Raw genomic sequence first — 19,681 nt, forward strand, 5'->3', positions numbered from 1 at the left:
ATTATACCCAACAAGCAAGTATATTAAACCCTTGATAAATATTCTCCAGTTCTAGTATCTATTTTTATTTTATCTCCCATGTTTATAAACATAGGAACTTGAACTATAGCTCCAGTTTCAACTGTTGCATTTTTAGTTACGTTAGTAGCTGTATCTCCTTTTACTCCTGGCTCTGTTTCAATTATTTCTAACTCAACAAAGTTTGGCGCTTCAACTTGGAAAGCTTGTCCTTCATGGAATCTTATAGTTGCTGAATCATTCTCTTTTAAGAACTTTATAGCATCTTCAACTTGAACGTAGTTAAGTGGAACTTGGTCGAAAGTTTCATTATCCATGAAGTAGTATAATTCTCCATCGTTGTATAAGTATTGCATTTGCTTAGTTTCTATATTAGCCTTAGGGAACTTATCGTTTGGATTAAAAGTTTCTTCTCTTATAGATCCTGTCTTTAAGTTTCTATACTTAGTTCTAACGAAAGCTGCTCCTTTACCTGGTTTAACGTGTTGAAAATCTAATACTAAACACAGTTCTCCATCCTTTATAAAAGTAACTCCTTTTCTAAAATCACCTGCTGAAACCATTGTTATCCCTCCATAATTTAAATTTCTAGTAAGATAGTTCTATTAATTCTTTAGTCGAGCTAGATAATACTTCATATCCATTGATTGTAATTACAATCAAATCTTCTATTCTAACTCCTCCAAAATCCGGAATATATATACCAGGTTCATCTGTTATTATCATTCCAGGCAAAAGAGTGTTTTGTGCGTTTGGGTTCACATTAGGCATCTCATGTACTTCAAGTCCTACGCCATGGCCTAAACCATGCCCAAAATATTCTCCATAACCTTCATCTGTTATGACATCTCTAGCAATCTTATCTAGTTCAAAACCAGTCATACCTGGTTTTATATTTTCTAAAGCTCTCATTTGAGCATTTAAAACTGTATTATATACTTCTTTTTGTCTCTCACTTGCCTTTCCTACAACTATTGTTCTAGTCATATCTGAGCAATATCCATTATATACGCAACCAAAATCTAATGTCAAGAAGTCGCCTTCCTCTATTATTTTGTCGCTTGCAACCCCATGAGGAAGAGAAGATCTCTTTCCAGATGCAACTATAGAATCAAACGATAACCCAGTTGCTCCTTTTTTCTTCATAAAGTACTCAAGTTCAAGCGCAACATCCATTTCAGATACTCCTGGCTTTATAAAAGTTAGTATATAAGAAAAAGCTTCATCTGCAATACTTGCAGCTTTTCTTATAATATCTATCTCTTTGTCATCCTTTATAGCTCTTAATGCAAGCATATAGCCTTTTAAAGGAACAAATTTTATATTTTCAAGTTCTTTGCTAAATCTAGAATAAGTTGCAAAGTCCATATAATCATCTTCAAAACCTAAGCTATTTATATTCATATCCTTCAAAAACCCTGTTACAGGCTTTTCTCTTGATATTTCTATTATTTCAAAGTCTTTACATTGATTAGTAGCCTGTTGTATATATCTAAAATCTGTGAAGAATAAGTTTTTATCTTGTGTTATAAGAGCATATCCTGTAGTTCCTGTGAAATTTGATACATATCTTCTATTTTCAGCTTTATAAATTAACACAGCATCTAAATCAGTATTTTTCATATGTTCTCTTAATCGATTTATTCTATCCATTATTTTTCACCCCTTATGTAGTTTATTATACTATATAAGCCTAGTATATAACTATAAAATCCAAATCCTGTTATTTGTCCTATACATGCTTTTGCTGTAACACTTTTTTGTCTAAATTCTTCTCGTTTATGAATATTTGAGATATGAACCTCTACAAAAGGCTTGTCTACAGATTTTATAGCATCATAAATAGCATAACTATAGTGTGTATAAGCTCCTGGATTTATCACTATTCCATCATATGTATTTATACTACTTTGAATCTTATCTATTATTTCCCCTTCATGATTACTTTGAAAAAATTCTACTCTTATATTCATATCCTTTGATTCTTCTAATATTAATTTATGTAAATCTTGTATAGTATCATTCCCATATATATCTGTTTCTCTTTTCCCTATTAAATTTAAATTAGGACCATTTAATATGAGTATATTTTTCATTAAAACACCTCTAGTATTAAAATTCGTTTTATCCTACGCATAGTTCATGTGCTCAACTAGTCTTAACCCACTACGTTACTTAAAAATAATTGATACTTTTGCTTTCTTATCTATATTATTAATAAATCGAAAACATCATATTTACCTAAAATATGAAATTATACTACTATATAATATCATATTTTAGGTAAATTTAGTAGTATATTAGACACTACTTCATCTATATTTTTACCATCTGTATCTATTTCAAAATGAGAACATCTTGAGTATTTATCTAATCTAGACTTTAGCAAAGATTCTATTTTTTGTTCTTTGTTTTTAACCTTTAGCAAAGGTCTTTCTATTTTAGATTTCTCTAAGTTTCTCATTATAGTATCAGTACTCGCCTTTAGCCACACAACCATTCCTATTTTTCTAAGTAATTCTATATTTTGATCATTACTTATTATGCCTCCACCAGTTGACAATATTATATTTTTTTTATTTGAAAGTATTTCCAAACTCTGTTTTTCCAAATTTCTAAAGTACTTCTCTCCCTTTTTATTAAATATTTCGTTTATACTCATTTTTTTCTTTTGTTCAATATATATATCTGTATCTATTAATTCCATATTTAATTTTTTAGAAAGTAATCTTGAAACACTGCTCTTACCAGTCCCCATAAATCCTATTATCACTATATTTTCCACTTTACTTATCTCCATTGTGAGGATTTTTAGACACCGTTTCTATAGCTTTTATAATTTCACTTATTATTTTTACATTTGACTCATTTGTACTCTCATCTATTCTTATAAATACATTCCCTCTTTGGGTGGCTCCATATCTAGGCTTTAAATTATTAAGTGCCATAGCCTTTATATCTAGAATGCATTTATGACACTTACATATATCTTTATATTCTTCTAACAATTTTTTTAGATGTATATCCACCAAATCTTCCATATAATTCTTTAATTCGTTCAAAGCAAATCCCCCTAATTAATTATAATAATTTCTAAAATAAATTAAAAAGCTAGTATTTATAGCCTCTTTATCCTTTTGTAATTTCAATGAAATTTTCGCACCACTTCCATTATCTACATTTTTTATGTTTATATTTTCTACATAATCGCCGACCTCATATCCATTATACTTTATATTTTTTTTGAAAAAAACCTTTTTTTTACTATATATATAATATATGCTATATATCTGTCCATCTACATTAAATCTTACTTCTTTTATATCCGCTTCATCAAATTTATTTAGGTCGATTTTTTTACCATTTTTATCTATCACACGGTCTATCCCAGATGATGAGTACAAATTATTTTCTATGAAGTTTTGTATCATTTGAGCTTGTTCTTGTATTTCAATATTTGAATACGAACTATTGTATACTTTAGTGCTGAACATAAATATATTAAATATAATCATAAGTAAAACACTTATAAAACCTAAAGATATTATAAGTTCTATAAGTGTTATTCCCCTATTCTTCATATAATCCCTCTTTTATTAAAACTCTACCACTAAACGGAACTATGGTTATTATTTTAATTTTATTATTAATTTTGTCCTTTATTTTTATAGTTTCTCCTTTACGTCTAAGAACTCCCCTTAATCCAAAATTTATTACTTCAACACCACGAATCATCTCTGTATTTTGTGGAAGTTCCACTTTTTTCTTTATTTTCTCAGACTCTTTCAACAAATATGCAATAGTACCTTCCTCTGATTCTTCATAACATATTTTAACCGACTCATCATAGTTCATATTTTTCATTCTAGTATATCGTATATCACTGCATAGTTGTCTTGCAAATGAATCTATTTTATAATCTCTTATACTTATTTTGTATATCGCTATTGATGAAATAATAATGATTAAGCTTATAGTTATTAATAATTCTATCAAAGTCACACTCCTTTATTATCCATTCTATTCCCTCCCATCCTTCCTAAACCATTTTTCAAGATGAATTAATTTTCCTATATTATTTTCATTATATATATCATCCTTATTAGGTACATCGATGTAATAACCTTGCACTAATTCATTAGTCATTTTGTCCTTTGTATAAAGGGCTATTATTTCAAAACAGGGTTTATCCCCTTTAAAATTAAAACGTTCATCTAAAGCTTTCAACTTTATATTCTCCATGTCTAAATTTCTCAAATTTTTTTGCAATATACAATGTCTATCTATTCTTGAAAAACATTTTCTATATTCTTCTTTGAATATAAGATTTAATTTTTCATCTATTTTTTCTTTATTTATCACAAAGTGTATTCCAAATTCATCCTCTATCAAATCTATATATTCGCTGTCTATTCCTTGCATTTCTTTGTTTTTTTCTTCATTCAAAAATTTATCATACTCATTTTTCAAAAAATCTTCAACTTTATTATTTGCTCTTTCTATACTTAACTCAACGTGCTTTACAACTTCTAAATATGCTGTATCAAGGCCTCCTTCACTTTTATAAAAAGCCACTTTCGATTTAACATATATATCTTGTATCTCGTAATTAGTTATACAAATATTTATTAAAGTTATGCTAATTAGCATAACTAACATAAAAAGTAAAAGTGAGCTTATCAATATATATCCTTTTTCATTTTTCATATATCAATTCCTTATAACCTTTAATGTTTTTAAGTTTACAATTTCTTTTTCATCTTTTTTAACTTTAACAGATAGTTCAAAAAGATAATCACTATCATCATTCTTTTTATTTATATCTGTATCCACCTCATATTTACCATACAGTTCTTTTGAATCGTTGTATTTTATAAAACCTTCATAGTCTTCATTCCTTATTTTTTCAATATATTCTTGCGCTATATTTAGAGCCTCTAATTTTTCTTTTGACTTTATATTAAGCATGACACAACTTGTAATTATAGTTAAGAATACAGCTACAGTTATTTGAATAAGAGCCAATGATATTATGATTTCTACCAAAGTTAATCCTTTATTATTCATATATCACCTACCTTTAATTGGATTATTGACTTTTGATTGGTAAGTAATACATGCAAAATAAAAAATAGAATTAATTCTTAAACTGAATTTACGTTTTACTTATTTGAGATTATTTAATATAATTTCATGGATATATATAACTATAGTTTAATTCATAATTATAAAATAATACGAACTAGTATTTTGCAACTATATTATTCAAGGAGGTTATATTATGAGTATAAAAATGATGCACCATGTCTGTATTCAAACAGAAAAGTATAAAGAATCACTTGAATTTTACACTAAAATCTTAGGCTTTGAGTTAGTTCAAGAAACAGCAAATTTTCATAAACGAGATTTCAATACATGGTTAAAATTAGGAACATTTATGATTGAATTGCAAACTGGTAAAAAAGGAGATAAATTAAATGATTGGAGTTCATTAAATAAAGGAATAGTGCATATGTGTTTTTTAGTAGATAATGTTCAAGAAGAATTCGATAGAATAAAAAAATTAGGTTATACCAACTTCAAAATTAAAAATGGTGAAGAAATATATAAAGTTGAAGATGGATATTTATTCAAAGTCAAAGCACCAGAAGGTACCGAAATTGAAATAAGAGACATGCTAATATAAAAACCTACATATTATATTATCTTATGTAGGAGAAACCAAAGGAGCTTTTAGAGCTCCTTTATTTTGTATTCAAAATATCGTCGTATTCACGGTATTTTCATAGAAAGTTTTTTGATAACCCATATAAAATCAAAAGTAGCTACCTACATTTCCTTTGTAGGAAATCTAGGTAGCTACTAAATAAAATCATTTCAATAAGCTTTATTTTCTTATTAATTATTAAAATCTAAGTTCTTCAACCTCAAATAAATCTTCTCTATCTGGTCTTACTCCAGTCCATATATAAAAAGCTTCAAGTGCTTGATTTATAAGCATGTCTATTCCACCTAAAGTATCTAAATTATTCTCTTTTGCCCACTTTAGAAATCTTGTTTCCTTTGGATTATATACTATATCACACACTAAAATATCTTTATCAACCTTTATTGTCTCATCTATTGGAATTTGATCTACCTTAGGAGACAATCCCAATGATGTTGTATTTATCAATATATCTATATTTTCTAAATCTTCTTTAGTTATATTGATATTCCCTGTTTTTACACTTGATTTAAAGTTTTCCTTTATAGTATTTGATATATTATTAGCTTTATCTATACTTCTATTTCTAATTTCAATAGACTTTGCTCTATTATTGGCTATTTCTACAGCTATACTTCTAGCTGCACCTCCTGCACCTAATATCATTACATTTTTACCTTCTATTTTATACCCCTTACCAAGTACTGAATTTACAAATCCCATTCCATCTGTATTGTATCCTATCAATCTTCCATTATCATTTTTTATAGTATTAACTGCTCCTATTAACTTAGCATTAATATCTATCTCATCTAAGTAGTTCATAATCTCTACCTTATGAGGTACAGTAACATTAGCACCCTTTATTTTTAGTACTTTCATAGCATTAACTGCTTCTTTTAGAGATTTTTTATCTACATCAAAACACATATACTTTGAATTTATATCGTATTTTTCAAATAAACAGTTATGAATACTCGGTGAAAAACTGTGTTCAACGGGTTGCCCTATAAGACATATTAGTTTCGTACTGCCATTTATCATATTATCATCTCCTATAGGTACATTATACATTATTAGCTTACAAATTTTGCACCAGATATTCTAATAGCAGTATTTACACAATTGTATATAAGTGCAGTTGCAAATATATTTGCAAAAGATGTAGGTAGAACTATAGTTAAAAAGAGAGTCTTAAATGGTACTGGAAGACCTACCATAAATAATGCTGTTATTAAGAATACACTTCCACTTACTATAGTTGCTAAAAATGCTACACCAGCTATACTTATTTGTTTTTCTTTATACTTACCTATTAATTTAATCATAAGGTATACCACTATACAAGTTACAATTTTATCTATGAAATTAGGTATTTGCCCACCTGGAAATGTAGTAGTCATAGCTGTTATAAATCCACCTATAACTCCTGTTAAAAGAGCATTTTTAAGTTCACTATTTATTAAAATGGCTACAACCATAATAGAAAGCATTAAATCAAATTTCATACCAGCTACAACACCCGGTATTATTTGGTGTAGTATAAATCCTATTGCAAGTAATAAAGCTGTTAATATATTTTTTCTTAAATTCATAATAAATCTCTCCTTTTTTATTTTTTTTAATTAATCAATCAAAATACCAGTCTCCTTCAGTTCATAACATATCTATCAACCCCTTATGGTTTTTTTGTATAAAAAAAAGCCTATCATCCCTATAAAAGGGACGAAAGACTTATAGTTTCCGCGGTACCACCCAGATTAAATAGCTTACAGCTATTTCACTTTAACAGATACGAAGATTTCTCTTGATATCCTGTTTCTATAACGGGAAACACCCGGCCTTGGCTAATTTCATTCGATTTCACCTAGCTTCTCACAGGTCCATTCATTAAAAGGCTAACAATGGGACTTTCACCAATCTCCCACTCGCTGAGTATTAAACAGTTTAACTACTTACTCCTGATCTTAGAATTTATTCTTGCTTTTTTATAATTATATTAAACATACAATAAAATTGCAACTAATTTTTATAATTTTTTATATATTAAAAAAACTATATTCTATTTACACCTGTTCTTATAGCCGCCTCTTTCACTGCATTTGCAACATTTGTACCTACATTTTTATCAAATGCCTTAGGAAGTATATTATCAACCGAAATTTCTTCATCAGGTATAGTATTTGCTATTGCTAAAGCTGCTGCAATTTTCATTTCTTCATTTATTTCACTAGCTCTAACATCTAGTGCTCCTCTAAATATACCTGGAAAAGCTAATACATTGTTTACTTGATTATCAAAATCCGATCTTCCTGTTCCTATTATAAATACGCCTGCTTCTTTTGCTTTGTCTGGCATTATCTCTGGTATTGGATTTGCCATGGCAAATACTATAGACTTATCATTCATACTCGCAACCATCTCTTTTGTTAGAATATTAGGTGCAGATACCCCAATAAATACATCTTTTTTACATATAATATCCTTTAAAATTCCTCTTTCATCATTCTTATTAGTGATTTTAGCCATTTCTTGTTGAGCCCAGTTGATATTTTCTTTTCCTTCAAATATAGCTCCATCCTTATCACATAAAACAATGTTTTTAACTCCCATACTTATAAGAAGCTTCGATATTGCTATTCCAGCAGATCCAGGACCATTAACTACTACTTCTAGTTCCTTTATATCTTTATTTGCAAGCTTTAAGCTATTTATAATTCCAGCTGCAACTACTATCGCAGTTCCATGTTGATCATCGTGAAATACCGGTATATCTAAAACTTCTTTCAACTTGTTCTCTATTTCAAAACATCTAGGAGCAGATATATCCTCTAAGTTGACTCCTCCAAATACAGGCTCCATAAGCTTCACAGTTTTTACTATCTCATCTACATCATTGGTATTAAGACAAATCGGAAATGCATCTACATCTGCAAATTCTTTAAAAAGTATAGCCTTTCCCTCCATAACTGGTATAGATGCCTTTGCACCTATATTACCAAGACCTAACACTGCACTACCATCACTTACTACAGCAACTAAATTAGATTTCGACGTATAATCATATACCTTATTTTCATCATCATATATTTCTCTACATGGCATTGCAACTCCTGGAGTATAAGCTATTGATAAATCATCTTTATCTTTTACTGCAACCTTACTCTTAACAGATATTTTACCCTTATTTTCCTTATGTAATTTTAAAGCTAACTCATTGTAATCCTTCATCTAAAATACCTACTTTCTTTCGTATTTTTTTCTTTCTATATCGTATAAATTATTACCTTCACTATCTATAACTACAACTACAGGAAAGTTTTCAACCTTAAGTTTTCTAACAGCCTCTGCTCCTAAATCCTCATATAGTATAACTTCACTTTCCTTAATACAACTAGATATTATAGCACCTGCTCCACCAGTTGCAGCAAAATAGACACAATTATTATCCTTTATACCTTGAATTACCTCTTCTTTTCTATATCCTTTTCCTATCATTCCTTTAAGCCCTCTTTCAAGTAAAGGAATTGTCATATCATCCATTCTATAGCTTGTAGTAGGTCCTGCTGAACCGATGACTTCACCCGGCTTATTAGGAGACGGTCCTACATAATATATTACGTTTCCCTTCAAATCAAAAGGTGTTTCGTTATTATTTTTAATATATTCTATAATTCTCTTATGAGCCATATCTCTTGCTGTGTATATAGTTCCACTAATATGTACTATATCTCCAGCTTTTAAATCATTCACTATTTTATCATCAAGTGGTGTGCTTATTAACTTAATATCTTTTTTCATAAAATCCCCCTATAATATAATTTCTTCATGTCTTGATGCATGACAATTTATATTAACAGCAACAGGAAGGCCTGCTATATGAGTTGCAAATGTTTCTATATTAACACTAAGAGCTGTAGTTCTTCCTCCAAGTCCTTGAGGTCCTATACCTAAATCATTTATTTTTTTTAAAAGTCTTTTTTCCATATCCTTTATATGATCCAAATCATTATGATTTCCTATTTCTCTAATCAAAGCTTTTTTAGACATATAAGCTGCCTTATCCATAGTTCCTCCTATTCCTACCCCAACAACTATAGGAGGACAAGGATTTGCACCTGCATTTGATACAGTCTCTATTACAAAATCTTCTACACCCTTAACTCCATCAGAAGGCTTTAACATTTTTATTCTACTCATATTCTCACTGCCAAACCCTTTTGGTGCAAAAGTTATTTTAACTTTATCACCTTCTACTATTTCGTAATATATTATAGCAGGTGTATTATCTTTAGTATTATTTCTAATTAAGGGATCTTCAACTACTGATTTTCTCAAGTATCCCTCTTTATATCCCTGTCTTACCCCTTCATTTATAGCATCAGTTATGTTTTGACCTTCAAATAAAACCTCTTGTCCAACCTCTAAAAAAACTACAGCCATTCCAGTATCTTGACATATAGGCATACTATTTTTTTTGGCGATTTCTGCATTTTCAATCAACGTATCTAATATATGTCTTCCTATATCAGACTCTTCTTTTTCTATATTTTCCTTAAAAGAATTCATTACATCCTTACATAAATTTATATTAGAACTTATACTCATTTTCTTTACAGCCTCTAATACATCACTCGTATTTATTCTTCTCAATAATACCCCTCCTAAATTATACTATCCTACTTTATACTATTTTATTTTTAATCTTAACATTTTTCAAGTTTTTTATTTTAATGTTCGCATATTTTTCAAAAAAAATAAAGGTATAAGACTACCTTTATTTTTTCCCTATAACCATCAAAACTACTTTTTCTATATATTTAGCAGGACTTGGTATTTCAACGCCAAACCCCAAAAGTATACTTATTACCAATGATATTGAAAATATGGAACAATAAAGAACTAACTCCTTCTTTTTATGCATTTTGACTAAAGGTACTATTTCTAAAAAACCTATTATTACATAAGCTACTATTATCATAAATACTACCATATTAATCACCCACCTTAATAGGCTTTGATGTTAAAGCACTTCCCTTTATATTTACTTCAACATTTATATCGACCTTCAAATGTTCAAATATTTCATCCCAATCATCCTTGATTTTTTTCCATTCATTAGGCATCTTTCTATAAATAGCATTTCCAAATCCAAATATATCGCTATTGTAATCTTTTTGAGCCCTTTTTATAGTTTTTAACATTTCTTTTTTTACGGTTTCTTCAGCTTCAACTTTTAATTTGTTTCTTCCTGGTTCACTTATTAAATCTTCACTTCCTATTATTTCTGATATTCCTACATCTAATTTTGAATCTATATTCATAATTATATTTCCATCTTTCATAATAGGTTTAACCTTTGTTTTGGTTTTAAATATTTCAAGCGTACAATCCGTGTTAGCATTATCCACATTCTTTACTATAACCAAACCTGATTTTAATTCGTCCTTTATAAGCATCATACTCATTGTCTCTATTCCATTTATACTTCCTACAAGTTTATCTTTTTTAAATACACCCATTCCAAATATTTCTGGAACCACCTCATCCTTTTGTATACTTCTATTAACTATTGGAATTGTACACGAAATTCCCTCGGCTGCTAAATCCTTTAGAAATTGATGTAGTTCTACAGCTTCAAATTTAGAAACCGAGTCCTTATTTTTAAGTTTATCCTCTAAATGCGCAGATATGGTAGAATGTAATTTAGTCTCACACTCCAATATCTCTTTTGCAGTTTTTTCCTTAGATATTAAAAGCCATATATCAGACCTTACCTCTGCATCTCTATTTATAAAGTCTATAATATCAACGATACCTTTTTTAGCTATATCTTCGCTTATTATAAATACCTTAGCATGAGGCCAATACCCTCTTTTACCAGAATGAACTATCATATTTCTTGCTGCATCGAATATAGATTTTCCTTTTTCAGATATAAGATTTGCATCCAGTTTAAAGTCCTGACCCGCAAGGGGCTTTACAATTTCAACAGTCAAAATATACTTCTCTTTTTCTTCAGATAAGTCTACTGCTGCTCCATTTATTATATTCACATCATTGATTTCTCTATAATTCCAACATCCAGAAAGTATAAGCATAAAAATTGGTATTATGAAAAATACAATTTGCTTTTTTAATTTAATCATAATTTTATACCTTCTTTCTTATCTAGTGGAATCTTTCTTTCTTATTCTATTTTTATTACTTATAAACTTTGGTCTATATTCCATACACCACCATGGAGCTCTTATAGCCGTATCCTTTATATCTTGATATTTTGTACTTACTAAATCCATCATATAAGGTACTCCAAATGATCTCATAGACATTAAATGTATGAACAAACCTATAACCCCAAATATATATCCATATAGTCCTAAAAATGAGGCTAATAATAAAAATACAACTCTAATAATTATAATTGCACCTATCATTTTAGGTACTAAAAAACTCGAAATACCCGTTAAGCCTACAATGATTACTATAGGAGCACTTACAAACCTCGCCTTAACTGCTGCATCCCCTAGAACTAAAGCTCCAACTATACTTATTGTAGCTCCAATTGGCTTTGGAAGTCTTACCCCCGCTTCTCTTAATACTTCAAATATAAATGTCATGGCAATAGCTTCAAATATAGTTGGAAACGGAACCCCTTCTCTTGCAGCTGATATACTTATAAGAAGTGGAGTTGGTATCATTTCTTGATGATACGTAACAAGAGCTAAGTAAATAGCAGGTGTACTAGTAGCTAAAAAGAATCCTACATATCTTAATATTCTATTTATAGATGAATATATAAAGTTATTATAATAATCCTCACTCGCCTGAAAATACTCTATAAATAAGAACGGAAGTGTAAGTACAACCGGTGTTCCATCGCATATCAAAGCTATTTTTCCCTCTAATAAATTACCCGCAACAACATCTGGTCTTTCTGTATAACCTATTGTAATAAATGGCGACAATGGCTCATCCCTTATTAACTCCTCTATATATCCAGATTCTATTATTCCATCTATATCTATATCATCAAGTCTTTTTTCTACTTCTTGAACTATTTTATCTGATGCTATATTTTCCATATAACATATACATATTTTAGTTTTTGTTTGTTTTCCTAAAATCTTATATTTATATTTTAAATCTTTACTCAGTATTTTTCTTCTTATCAATGTCAAATTTATGTTTATAGATTCTGTAAACCCTTCTCTAGGTCCTCTTACTACAACTTCTGATTGAGGCTCACTTATACTTCTTGTTTGCCATCCCTTAGTATCAAGTATAGCTGCTTTATTGTTATTATTCTCTAAAAGAATAGTGTCTCCATAGAGGATAGCATCTATTAATTGATCTAAAGTATCCATTGTTTTTATACCCGAATAACATATAGTATTACTTAACAAATCATCCATACTACTTTCTGATTCTTCATTTTTCATTATAGGGTCTATTATGTACTCATTAATAGAATTCTTATCAGCCATACCATCGCAAAATATTACACAGTACTTTGTTTTATTTGAAGTTTGATCTGTAAACATTCTATATATTATAGAATCATTATTTTTTAATACTTCTTTAAATGTGTTTATGTTTTTTTCAAGCGATTTTGTAAGTTTAGTAGTTTTATTTTCATCTTTATTTAAAATCTTATTTTTAATTTTTTTTAGCACAAAAACACCTCTTTTAAGTTTTACTCTATTGTATAATTATTTCCATATTACAATTATGTATTCAAATTTATTACGTAAAAAAGCCTATGGCATGAAAATTCATACCATAGGCTTCTTTTAACTAATCTATAATTGTCATAACTTCTTCTATATCTTTTCTAGGAGGACTCATTACATCTCCATCAGGTATTCCTATAGGAGTCATAGCTGCAAAAGTATATCCTTCTTTTTCAAATCCTATAAACTCAGACAGTTCTTCTTTAGCATAATTTGGTCCTGTCATCCAACAACCACCATATCCCATATTAGCAGCAGCTAATAATAGGTTTTCCATAGCTGCACCTATATTTTGTATTCCAGGAGCTGGTTTTAAGAGAGAATGTATTTCTTCTTTTGACGCTCCACCTTCTTTTAATAAATCCAGCGCTGTAACAGGATATTCTCCTGCATATACTATAACAACAGATGGAGCATTTTTGAATATAGTAAAGTACTTTAGAAATTTCATGAATTTTTCACGTTTTTTCTCATCCTTTGTATAAGATGCTACTTTTTCGTGTTTTTTCTCTATTATTCTAGCCATTTCTTGTATCTTTTCTTTATCTCTAACGATTACAAAATGCCAGTTTTGAACATTCTTTCCTGACGGGGCATGCGTTGCAGCCTTTATCATCTCTTTTATATCTTGCATCGGTACTTGTTCTTCCTTAAATTTTCTAACACTATGTCTTTTGTAAATAAAATCTAAATTACTCATAAAATCCTCCTCGTAAATATCTCAGATTGTATACAATATAATTATAGTTTGATATAAAACTATTGTCAATCAAATTTTCTATTATTATATTAATTATTCTACATCAAAATTCTTATTGATTTTATTGAGTAAATAAAAAAACATATCTTCTTCTTCTTTAGTAAATCCTTTATATACTGTATCTATTAGTTTTTTAGATATTTCTTCAAATTTGGGTCTTATATCTATTCCCTTTTGGGTTAAAACTATATAAGTTACCCTTTTATCTTGTTCACATTTTTCTTTTTTAATATAACCAAAAGAAACTAATTTATTACATAAAGATGTAACTGTTGATTTGTCTCTTCTTATAAGCTTAGCTATTTCCTTCATAGTTAGCTTTCCGTTGTTTTTATATAAAACTGAAAGTATAGAACCATGAGATGGCACTATATTTTCTATATTATGTTCTTTTAATTCTTTTTCCAAAAATTTTTGATATTTTTTTCTTGTAGTGCTTATATACCCTATAATATAGTTTCTATATTTATTCATCGTTTATCCCTCTTTTATAATTTATTATCCCTACTAGCCAAAGTTATTTGAAAAGATATAGATATTATAAACAATTTTGAATTTATTTACAAATAGAAATATTATAAATCAAAAAGAGTCATATTAATGACCCTTTTGTAGATTAAATTCTTTTTTTAGTTTTTTCAAAGCTCTTTTTTCTATTCTAGATACATATGACCTTGATATACCTAGTCTTTGAGCTATTTCTCTTTGAGTTTTATAACCACTTTTAGTAAGTCCGTACCTCAATTGTATTATTTCCTTTTCTCTTAATGTCAATGCTTCGTCTATTTTTTTATATAATTTTTTAACCTGTATTTTAAGTTCCACCTCATCAATAACATGGTCCACATCCGTTCCAAGTATGTCTATTAAAGATATTTCATTATCTTATATATATTATCAACAAAAACCTTAATCAAGTTATTATATAATTTCATTAAACATAAAATAAGAGACTAATAGTCTCTTATTTTATGTTTTCAAATGCAGTTGATAGCATAAGCTTTATTCTATTTATTTGATTAATTTCACTTGCGCCAGGATCATAATCTACAGCTACTATATTTGATTTTGGATATCTACTTTTTATTTCTTTTATTACTCCTTTACCAGTTATATGATTTGGAAGACAAGCAAAAGGTTGCATACATACTATATTTTCAACTCCCTCTTCTATAAGCTCTATCATCTCTGCAGTTAAAAGCCATCCTTCTCCTGTCTGATTGCCAAGCGATACAACAGAACTTGCCTTATCAGCCAGTTCATATATCTTCTTTGGAGAATTGAAATTTTTACTTTTATTTAAGTGTTTTCTTATATAATTTCTTGTATATTCTATGAAATCTATTATTATTTTACTCAAGTCCTTATTTATCTTTTTACCTGACAAGTATTCATATCTGTATATATTACCATAAATACTGTACAAGAAAAAATCTATAAGGTCTAAAACCACAGCCTCAGCTCCTTCTAATTCTAACATTTCAACTATATTGTTGTTCGCTAAAGGATGATACTTGACTAATATTTCTCCTACCAGCCCAACTTTAGGCTTTGGTTCATGTGATATTTCTAAATTATCAAAATCACGTATTATATTCTTTATATTTTTTTTGAATTCTCCTATTTTTCCATTTTTTATATTTTCAAAACACTTTAAAGTCCAATCATCGTATAGTTTGTTTGAAGAACCTACAACCTTCTCATAAGGTCTTGTTTTGTACAATACCCTCATGAATAAATCACCATATATGCAACCCATGGCAGCCTTTTTCATAAGAGATATACTTATCTTAAATCCAGGATTTTTCTCAATCCCAGATAAGTTTGCTGAAATTACAGGAATATTATTAAATCCTGAATCTTTTAAAGCTTTTCTCAAAAAACCTATATAATTACTAGCTCTACACCCTCCACCTGTTTGGGATATTATTATTGATGTGTTATCTACATCGTATTTATTAGATTTTAAAGCGTTTATTATCTGACCTATAACTATTATAGATGGGTAGCATGCATCGTTGTTTACGTATTTGAGCCCTTCATCTATACATTTTCTATCCATAGACTCTATTACTTCTAGATTATATCCTTCGCTTTTAAATGCCTCTTGTATAAACTTAAAATGTATCGGAGACATTTGAGGACATAATATAGTGTGATTTTGCTTCATATCCTTAGTAAAGACTACTTTTGTATCATCATTTGACTTAATTTTTTTCATATTTATATTTTTTTCTTTAATTGCAGATATTAACGATCTTATTCTTATATTAGCAGCACCTAGATTATTTACTTCGTCTATCTTAATTAAAGTATATATCTTTCCATCAAGTATTTCCTTGACTTGATCACTAGTTACTGCATCAAGACCACAGCCAAACGAATTAAGTTGTATGAGCTCTAAATTATCATTCTCTTTAACATAACTTGCAGCTGAGTAAAGTCTTGAATGATACATCCATTGATCAAGTGCCCTTAAAGGCTTATTTATTTTTCCTAGATGAGATACACTATCCTCTGTTAAAACAGCTATAGAATTAGAGGTTATTATATTTTGTATTCCATGATTTATTTGAGGATCTATATGATACGGTCTACCAGCTAAAACTATACCTATCTTAGAATTCTCTTGTAAGTACTTTACAATTTCTTCCCCTTTTTTTCTTATATCATTTTTAACTTTAACATCTTCATTCCAGGCCTTATTTATAGCCTTATCTATTTCTTTCTTTGGTATATTAAAACTACTTAATATCTCATACATCCTCTTTATAAGCCGTTTTTTATTATTATACGGTATAAATGGATTCATAAATTTCACATTGTTGCCCTTTATTACTTCCATATTATTCTTTATAACTTCTGAATAAGATGTAACTATAGGACAATTGAAATTATTGTTTGCACTTTCGAATTCTTTTTTTTCATGAGCTATACAGGGGTAGAATATAAAATTTACTCCTTTTTTAATAAGATATGTTATATGGCCATGAACCATTTTAGCTGGATAACAAGTTGATTCAGATGGTATACTATCCATTCCAAGCTCATAAATTTTATTTGATGAACAAGGTGATATCTCTACTCTAAATTCCAATTCATTAAAGAAAGTAAACCAAAATGGATAGTTTTCATATATATTAAGAACTCTAGGTATACCCACAATTCCCCTTTTCGCCTTGTCTTTATCAATAGGAATATAATTGAATATTTTATTGTATTTATACTCATACATATTAAATTCATATTGAGATCTCATTTGATTAGTGCCCTTTTCACATCTATTTCCAGATATGAATTTCTGCCCATTTTGAAACTTATTTATAGTGATTGAACAGTTATTAGAGCATTTTTTACATCTTGTAGATATAGTTTCAAATGAAAATTCTTTTAATTCCTCTTCTTTTAAAAGAGTTGTCTTATATCCTTTGCAGTATCTATTCTTAGATATTATAGCAGCACCATATGCCCCCATAAGACCTGATATATCAGGTCTTATAACTTCTTTTTGTAGTATTTTCTCAATACATCTAAGTATAGCATCATTGTGAAAAGTACCACCTTGAACTACTATATTATCTCCTAAATCATTTATATCTTTTATCTTTATAACTTTATAAAGAGCATTTTTTATTACAGAGTATGAAAGTCCAGCTGATATATCAGATATATCATACCCTTCTTTTTGAGCCTGTTTAACTTTTGAATTCATAAATACAGTACATCTTGAACCTAAATCAACTGGCGTTCTTGCCATTAAAGCTTTATTAGAAAATGTTTCAACGTCCATATTAAGAGATTTTGCAAACGTCTCTATAAAAGACCCACACCCAGATGAGCAAGCTTCATTTAACATTATATCGTCTATTATGCCATCTTTTATTTTTAGGCATTTCATATCTTGTCCACCAATATCTAAAATAAAATCTACGTCAGGCAAAAAGTACTTAGCTGCATTATAATGTGCAACCGTCTCAACTTCTCCATAGTCCATAGATAAAGCTGATTTTAATAGTTCTTCTCCATATCCTGTTGAAGTTGAATACACTATATTAGCTTCTTTTGGTAGTTTAGAGTACATATCTTTCAATATTTCAACTGCAAAATCAAGAGGTCTTCCTTCATTTAGTCCATAGAAAGAATATAATAAATTTTTACTATCATCGATAAGTACAACCTTAGTTGTTGTAGACCCCCCATCTATTCCCAAATAGCAATTTCCTTTATATGTTGTAATGTCATTTGTTTTTATTTTATTTTTATTGTGTCTTTTTCTAAATTCCTCTAGTTCATATTTATTATTAAATAAAGGTTTTATATTTGACTCTTTTATAATTTTCAAATCATCTAATCTATGTAAATTGTTTTTCAAGTTCTCAATTTTTATTATGTTCTTGTTTTTAGATTCTATCGCAGCTCCCAGCGCTACATAAAACTGAGCATTTTCAGGAAATATAACTTCATTATCACTTAAGCTTAGGGTTTCTTTAAATCTTTTTCTAAGCTCTGATAAAAAGTGAAGAGGCCCTCCTAAAAACATTACTCTTCCTTTTATAGTTTTCCCACAAGAAAGTCCTGTTATAGTCTGATTAACAACAGCTTGGAATATAGAAACTGCTATATCTTCCTTGCAAACACCCTGATTTATAAGAGGTTGTATATCACTCTTTGCAAATACGCCACATCTAGCTGCAACCGGATATATATTTTTATAGTTTCTTGCAAGTTCATTAAGACCTTTAGTATCTGTATTTATTAAAGATGACATTTGATCTATAAAGGCTCCAGTACCTCCCGCACATGTTCCATTCATTCTTTGTTCTATTGAGTCTTCAAAAAAAGTTATCTTTGCATCTTCTCCTCCAAGCTCTATACAAACATCTACATCATCCGAACTATATTGAATTGCTTTTGTACATGCTACAACTTCTTGAATAAACTCTAAATTTAGAATCTTAGATATACTAAGACCTCCAGAACCAGTTATCATACTAGTTATACTAAAACCTTTAAATTCATCAAAAATATTATTTATAAGTTCTTTAATAGTTTTTGTTATATCTGAATAGTGTCTTGTATATTTTTTAAAAACTATATTATCATATTCATCTATTAAAATTAGCTTAACTGTAGTAGACCCTATATCCAACCCCATATGCAATAAATTATTCATATAACCTACAGCTTAATAGCTGAAACTCACCCCCTATGCCTTATGTGAATTGTATTTTTAATTATATGATTATCATTGATTACTTATCTCTATTTTTCAATATATTTTCAACAATTTCTCTGCTAATATCGTGAAATTCTTCTAATATACAATCTATATCTTCTTTTGATTCTATAACCGGTTCTACTATGCATACAGTTGTATTTCCTATTATATGTATTTCATCGTATTTCATATTTTCGCTCATGTTATTCCCTCCTATTTGATTATATGAGGGTTAAATGTTGTCC

23 protein-coding genes and 1 other annotated feature are annotated in these 19,681 nt (G+C 28.8%); of the genes, 1 reads left to right on the forward strand and 22 read right to left on the reverse strand.

The window, feature by feature from the left end:
* Nucleotides 1–23: 23 nt before the first annotated feature.
* The 9 genes from efp to WJW32_RS05325 form a co-directional block, all read right to left on the reverse strand.
* Complete coding sequence (gene efp, locus WJW32_RS05285; RefSeq protein ID WP_340256045.1) at nt 24–581, reverse strand: elongation factor P; 558 nt, start codon at nt 579–581, stop codon at nt 24–26.
* A 25-nt stretch (nt 582–606) separates the two neighbouring features.
* Nucleotides 607–1,671, reverse strand: a complete 1,065-nt coding sequence (locus WJW32_RS05290; RefSeq protein WP_340256048.1) for a M24 family metallopeptidase — start codon at nt 1,669–1,671, stop codon at nt 607–609.
* On the reverse strand, nt 1,671–2,114 hold the full coding sequence (gene aroQ / locus WJW32_RS05295; RefSeq protein WP_340256051.1) for a type II 3-dehydroquinate dehydratase: 444 nt from the start codon (nt 2,112–2,114) through the stop codon (nt 1,671–1,673). Before aroQ ends, WJW32_RS05290 begins: the two co-directional genes overlap by 1 nt.
* A gap of 176 nt (nt 2,115–2,290) precedes the next feature.
* Nucleotides 2,291–2,803: a shikimate kinase gene (locus tag WJW32_RS05300; RefSeq protein ID WP_340256054.1), complete on the reverse strand. Its 513-nt coding sequence runs from the start codon at nt 2,801–2,803 to the stop codon at nt 2,291–2,293.
* Nucleotide 2,804: 1 nt separating this feature from the next.
* Nucleotides 2,805–3,080, reverse strand: a complete 276-nt coding sequence (locus WJW32_RS05305; protein WP_340256057.1) for a late competence development ComFB family protein — start codon at nt 3,078–3,080, stop codon at nt 2,805–2,807.
* Between the two features lie 15 nt (nt 3,081–3,095).
* A complete protein-coding gene (locus tag WJW32_RS05310) occupies nt 3,096–3,599 on the reverse strand; it encodes a PilW family protein (RefSeq protein WP_340256060.1) in 504 nt (167 codons plus the stop codon).
* The gene (locus WJW32_RS05315; RefSeq protein WP_340256063.1) at nt 3,589–4,014 is read right to left on the reverse strand and encodes a hypothetical protein; all 426 of its coding nucleotides are present in this window, start codon (nt 4,012–4,014) and stop codon (nt 3,589–3,591) included. Before WJW32_RS05315 ends, WJW32_RS05310 begins: the two co-directional genes overlap by 11 nt.
* Nucleotides 4,015–4,038: 24 nt before the next feature.
* Nucleotides 4,039–4,725, reverse strand: a complete 687-nt coding sequence (locus WJW32_RS05320) for a hypothetical protein (protein WP_340256065.1) — start codon at nt 4,723–4,725, stop codon at nt 4,039–4,041.
* Between the two features lie 3 nt (nt 4,726–4,728).
* Nucleotides 4,729–5,085, reverse strand: a complete 357-nt coding sequence (locus tag WJW32_RS05325; protein WP_340256068.1) for a type II secretion system protein — start codon at nt 5,083–5,085, stop codon at nt 4,729–4,731.
* 214 nt (nt 5,086–5,299) lie between these two features.
* Between WJW32_RS05325 and WJW32_RS05330 the strand changes: the two genes are divergently transcribed.
* Complete coding sequence (locus WJW32_RS05330) at nt 5,300–5,704, forward strand: VOC family protein (protein WP_340256071.1); 405 nt, start codon at nt 5,300–5,302, stop codon at nt 5,702–5,704.
* 219 nt (nt 5,705–5,923) lie between these two features.
* Here the strand turns inward: WJW32_RS05330 and aroE are convergent, their stop codons facing one another.
* From aroE to WJW32_RS05395, 13 genes are all read right to left on the reverse strand, one after another.
* Entirely contained in the window at nt 5,924–6,769 is an 846-nt protein-coding gene (gene aroE / locus WJW32_RS05335; RefSeq protein WP_340256074.1) for a shikimate dehydrogenase, read from the reverse strand.
* 32 nt (nt 6,770–6,801) lie between these two features.
* Nucleotides 6,802–7,320 carry a tryptophan transporter gene (locus WJW32_RS05340; protein WP_340256077.1) on the reverse strand — a complete coding sequence of 173 codons (519 nt, stop codon included), beginning with the start codon at nt 7,318–7,320 and terminating at the stop codon, nt 6,802–6,804.
* A gap of 123 nt (nt 7,321–7,443) precedes the next feature.
* Nucleotides 7,444–7,703: a binding site (T-box leader), on the reverse strand.
* Nucleotides 7,704–7,780: 77 nt separating this feature from the next.
* Complete coding sequence (locus tag WJW32_RS05345) at nt 7,781–8,956, reverse strand: NAD(P)-dependent malic enzyme (protein WP_340256080.1); 1,176 nt, start codon at nt 8,954–8,956, stop codon at nt 7,781–7,783.
* 9 nt (nt 8,957–8,965) lie between these two features.
* Nucleotides 8,966–9,526, reverse strand: coding sequence for a Fe-S-containing hydro-lyase (locus WJW32_RS05350; RefSeq protein ID WP_445330212.1), 561 nt, complete (start codon nt 9,524–9,526; stop codon nt 8,966–8,968).
* Between the two features lie 9 nt (nt 9,527–9,535).
* Nucleotides 9,536–10,378 (reverse strand): fumarate hydratase, encoded by an 843-nt coding sequence (locus tag WJW32_RS05355; protein ID WP_340256083.1) that lies wholly within the window; start codon nt 10,376–10,378, stop codon nt 9,536–9,538.
* Nucleotides 10,379–10,502: 124 nt separating this feature from the next.
* Nucleotides 10,503–10,718: a hypothetical protein gene (locus tag WJW32_RS05360; protein ID WP_340256085.1), complete on the reverse strand. Its 216-nt coding sequence runs from the start codon at nt 10,716–10,718 to the stop codon at nt 10,503–10,505.
* 1 nt (nt 10,719) lies between these two features.
* Nucleotides 10,720–11,874, reverse strand: a complete 1,155-nt coding sequence (locus WJW32_RS05365; RefSeq protein WP_340256088.1) for a Ger(x)C family spore germination protein — start codon at nt 11,872–11,874, stop codon at nt 10,720–10,722.
* Nucleotides 11,875–11,892: 18 nt separating this feature from the next.
* A complete protein-coding gene (locus WJW32_RS05370) occupies nt 11,893–13,401 on the reverse strand; it encodes a spore germination protein (RefSeq protein WP_340256091.1) in 1,509 nt (502 codons plus the stop codon).
* Between the two features lie 121 nt (nt 13,402–13,522).
* Nucleotides 13,523–14,158, reverse strand: coding sequence for a nitroreductase family protein (locus WJW32_RS05375; RefSeq protein ID WP_340256094.1), 636 nt, complete (start codon nt 14,156–14,158; stop codon nt 13,523–13,525).
* Between the two features lie 93 nt (nt 14,159–14,251).
* Nucleotides 14,252–14,692, reverse strand: coding sequence for a MarR family winged helix-turn-helix transcriptional regulator (locus WJW32_RS05380; RefSeq protein WP_340256097.1), 441 nt, complete (start codon nt 14,690–14,692; stop codon nt 14,252–14,254).
* A 123-nt stretch (nt 14,693–14,815) separates the two neighbouring features.
* A complete protein-coding gene (locus WJW32_RS05385; RefSeq protein WP_340256099.1) occupies nt 14,816–15,064 on the reverse strand; it encodes a sigma-70 family RNA polymerase sigma factor in 249 nt (82 codons plus the stop codon).
* A 118-nt stretch (nt 15,065–15,182) separates the two neighbouring features.
* Nucleotides 15,183–19,391 (reverse strand): acyl-CoA dehydratase activase-related protein, encoded by a 4,209-nt coding sequence (locus tag WJW32_RS05390; RefSeq protein WP_340256102.1) that lies wholly within the window; start codon nt 19,389–19,391, stop codon nt 15,183–15,185.
* 79 nt (nt 19,392–19,470) lie between these two features.
* Nucleotides 19,471–19,638, reverse strand: a complete 168-nt coding sequence (locus WJW32_RS05395) for a hypothetical protein (protein WP_340256105.1) — start codon at nt 19,636–19,638, stop codon at nt 19,471–19,473.
* Nucleotides 19,639–19,681 lie beyond the last annotated feature (43 nt).

It is taken from the genome of Tepidibacter sp. Z1-5 (assembly GCF_037844525.1).
Taxonomy (GTDB): Bacteria; Bacillota; Clostridia; order Peptostreptococcales; family Peptostreptococcaceae; genus Tepidibacter_A.